Below are 4253 nucleotides of genomic sequence, written 5' to 3'. Positions count from 1 at the left end.
TATCCGACAGAACGGCAGCTAATATATAGTGCCTAATACTGATCTAGGGAGGGGGTCAGCTTGCTCTAGCGTATCCATGCAAAATAAACACTTAAAATAAATAGTGATTTTCTCATAAGAATATACTTGTATTATATACATTTGCATCGCAAACTCGCCTAATAAATAAACCTTTTACTCAGATTATATATTAGATACTTCATTATGAGAGTTTGGAATCACAATCAACAACCTATTTTAAAAAAACCTCAAGATACCACCAAAGGGTGTATTGAAAAAAAATAGTGTGTGCCTTACTTTTTAAAAAAGTAGTTTCTCTAATACATACATATGAGTTTAATAACACTCTTATTATGAAAATAACAAATCTCACTTTTTCTAGATCGGCGTTACATACCTCACTTTTTATACTAGCTACACTTTTATTTATTTCCTGTGGAAATGATGATGATGGTGTGGTACTAAGCACAGAAAAACAAATTACTGCCTTTTCTTTTTTGGCTACAGATAATGAAGCTCTAAATACCGATGTAAAAACTACAATCAATCTAGAGGCAAAAACAATTACAGCAGAAGTCCCTTTTGCAACTGATCTAACTGCCCTACAACCAACTATCACTATTTCTGCAGCGGCTACTGTAAACCCAAGTAGTAAGAAAGTTCAGGATTTTACCAAGCCTGTTGCATATACCGTAACCGCAGAAGATGGGTCTAAACAGGTATACCAAATACAAATAAATAGTGCAACTAGTGATGCTAAACAAATTACTAATGTTACTTTTTTGGCAACTGATCATACTAGTTTGGATACCGATATCGTAGCTGTTATTGATCAAAACACTCATACCATTACAGCACAAGTGCCTTATGGTACCGATATTACAGCATTAAAACCTGCTATTACCTTTTCTGCTGGAGCAACTATTACTCCTAATAGTATGCAAGCTCAGGATTTTACCAATCCTGTTGCATATACTGCAACAGCAAATGATGGATCTACACAGGTATACCAAATGCATATTACTACTGCTTTGAACCCCGCTAAAGAAATACTGTCTTTTTCTCTACAGAATGCTAACAACCCTGCTTTGTCTATAGATATAGAGAGCGTATTAGATCAAGACAATCATACCATTAGTATATTGGTGCCTTATGGCACTGATATTACAGCATTACAACCAAACATAATGCTATCAGAAGGAACAACAATAAACCCACAGAGCGGTCAGGTAAATAATTTTACAGACGCTGTTACGTATACAGTTACTGCACAAGATGGTAGCACGCAGCAATATCAGGCAACAGTAGAGTACTCAGATTATCCTGTTTTATTAGAAATAATAAAACAAAATAATATATTAATTTGGGATGTAAATGATCGTAGTATGAAATCTTGGATAGGAGTTAGCCTTAATAATACAGGAAGGGTTACCAAGATATTTGTAGGGAGTACAATACACACGATTCCAGTGGTAATAGAAAATCTAACTGAATTGACTAATTTAACTTTGTATAGAGGGCGATTAACCAGTATTCCTGAACAAATTGGGAACCTGACAAAGCTAACAACTCTAAATTTTCGTGCAAATGAAATTACCAGTATACCTACACAAATTGGGAATCTTACTAAATTAACAACTCTCGATTTGGGAGCAAACCAATTGACCAGTATTCCTACGCAAATAGAAAACCTAACCCAGTTAACCACACTTCATTTAGGAAAAAACCAATTGACCAGTGTTCCTACACAAATAAGTAAATTGACAAAACTAACCACACTTAGCTTAAATTTTAATACACTAACTAGCATTCCTGTAGAGCTAGGAAATCTAACTGAATTAACAAACTTCTATTTAAATTCAAATACATTAACTAGTATTCCTGCACAAATAGGAAACTTAACTAAACTAACATCGCTTAGCCTTTCTGAAAACCCTAACTTAAATACAATCCCCCAACAGGTTTGTGATCTTACGACTAATCATGGTACCAAAATCACAAAAGATGATGGTACTACCTGTTTATAAAAACATACGGGTATAATTCTACATAATCCCCTTTGCCAATGTTTGAATAGCAATTGCCAAAGGGGATTGTTTTTATCCTATCATTATTAGAAATTCAAAACAAATACAACTCTTTATGTAACAATTCATCCTTGTTATAGTCTTCTTTTTATCTATATAAAGCAACCTTTATACATTATTTTTTGTCTTATAGAATAAGAGAGCTTATCTTTTTGTTTTGAAAACAAAAAGATAAAATGATTTCAAAATTAAAAAGGGCATCCTAAATCTAATACTGGTTTTTACAAGATAAATTCAAGTAAGGAATAGTATAAAAAATATCAAATCATGAACTATCACTTGGTACTAGTAACATTATTTTTATATACAGGTTTGACTGTAACTGCACAGAGTATTTCTTCTAAAATAGTTGATAAAAAAACCAACGAGCCCATTCCTTATGCAACTATACAGTTATCAGAAAATGAAGGAATTATTACTAATGAAGAAGGTAGGTTTAGCCTAAATCTAGAAGCCACTCCTACAGAAACTGATTCTATCTACATCTCCTCGATGGGGTATGAAAAAGTAGGTGTTGCCATTCATACTATTACTGATAGTATCATTTATATCTCTCCTAAAGCGATAGAGCTAAAAGGTGTTTTTGTTACCAACAAAAATCTGACAATCGATGAGATCATAGATAATGTCAAGGAACGAATCCCTGAGAATTATAATTTTGGACTGTCTCAAAAACGCTTGTTTTATAGAGAATCAGAATACAATACCGTAAAAAAGTTTAATGTAAAATTCAAAAAATCAACCATCAAAGAGCTTAACAAAAAACTTATTGATAGCACCATTGCTGTGCTACCCAAAAAAGCTGCTTTTTATACCGAAATCTTATGTGATCTATACGGAAATACAGAAAAATCAAAATTACAGATCATCAAAGCCGCAGAGCTGTACAATAAAAATAAAAGGGTGTCTATGGAGGCCGCTGCTGAGCAGATGGAAGCAATATTCAAAAAAAATGTAAAACCAGATTCCTACCTCAAAATAAAATCGGGATGGTTTGGTACCAAAGTACAGGTAGATTCTATCCTAGAACATACCGATGATGCCGCTGTCGTAAAAGATGAGATGGATAACCAAAAGAAAAAACGCAATAAAAACGAATTCCTGAAATATAGAAAATCAGGATTAGAAACCTTGTTCTCTAGTCTATTCTATAACGAAGATGTACTCTCTAATTTTTTGAACAAATCGGGGCGGTATAATTTTGAACTCGTTGATTATACCTACTTTGATGATACTAGTGTGTATGTTATTAATTTCTCTCCTAAAAGAAAAGAAGATTTCAAAGGGACATTATATGTGAATACCGAAGATTTTGCTGTGGTAAGAGCAGAGTATAAAAATGTAAGGCTCCTCAAAAATTTTGGATTATTAGGAGTTAAGTTTCAAGACAACCTGTATGATAATAAATTGATTTTTAGCAAAGGAAAAAACAATAAATACGATCTTAAATATCTTGAAATGAAAAGAGGAAATCTCTTTGGATTTGATCGCCCGCTTAAAGTAATTGAAAAGAATAAACATGTAAAAGGCAGACGTAAACAGAATGAACTATCACTGGATCTTGATGTTGTTATGAACAACCTGACTAAGTTTGAAATTGTAGTTTTTGATTCTAAACCTATATCAGAAGCCACGTATAAAAATAGTACCGAAAATAAAAATATTAAACCTCAGTATTTATCAAAGTATAATCCTGATTTCTGGAATGGTTATAATATTATTGAACCTAATTTTGCAATTCGCCAATTTACAGCAACACCCGAGGAAGATCTGGGAACTACCCCCGAGTGATACCGTGTATCTAAGGTTTTTTACTGCATCTTACCATCGAGTAGATTAATAACTCGTGAGCCGTATGTCATATTTTTTTCAGAATGAGTCACTTGCAAGATGGTAACTCCTTCTTTATTAAGCTGCGTAAAGACCTCCATGATTTCTTCTCCTTGTTTAGAATTAAGGTTTCCGGTAGGTTCATCAGCAAGAATAAGTTTTGGACTAGCGATAAGGGCTCTGGCAATACCAACAAGTTGTTGTTGCCCACCACTCAACTGAGACGGAAAAAGGTCTTTTTTTCCTACTATATTAAACTGGAGTTGCTACCTTTATTCGGACAGATATTTAAGACGGTTTATGTTTAAATAAATATCTTAGAAAAATGAAAAAACG

At 33.2% G+C, this 4253-nt stretch carries 2 protein-coding genes and 1 pseudogene; 2 read left to right on the top strand and 1 reads right to left on the bottom strand.

Features of this window, described 5'->3' with window-relative positions; translation table 11 throughout:
• Positions 1-353 precede the first annotated feature (353 nt).
• Together CVD18_RS21600 and CVD18_RS21595 are read left to right on the top strand one after the other, a co-directional pair.
• On the top strand, positions 354-2027 hold the full coding sequence (locus CVD18_RS21600) for a DUF5018 domain-containing protein (protein ID WP_103867540.1): 1674 nt from the start codon (positions 354-356) through the stop codon (positions 2025-2027).
• Between the two features lie 327 nt (positions 2028-2354).
• A complete protein-coding gene (locus CVD18_RS21595) occupies positions 2355-3878 on the top strand; it encodes a carboxypeptidase-like regulatory domain-containing protein (RefSeq protein WP_103867539.1) in 1524 nt (507 codons plus the stop codon).
• Between the two features lie 20 nt (positions 3879-3898).
• Here CVD18_RS21595 and CVD18_RS21590 read toward each other — a convergent pair.
• Positions 3899-4177 (bottom strand): annotated as a pseudogene (locus CVD18_RS21590) (ATP-binding cassette domain-containing protein); the annotation flags it as partial.
• Positions 4178-4253 lie beyond the last annotated feature (76 nt).

The organism is Aquimarina sp. I32.4, assembly GCF_002924285.1.
Classification (GTDB): Bacteria; Bacteroidota; Bacteroidia; order Flavobacteriales; family Flavobacteriaceae; genus Aquimarina.
Note: the sequence above shows the minus strand (reverse complement) of the source record. Positions and strands in the feature narration are given on the sequence as shown.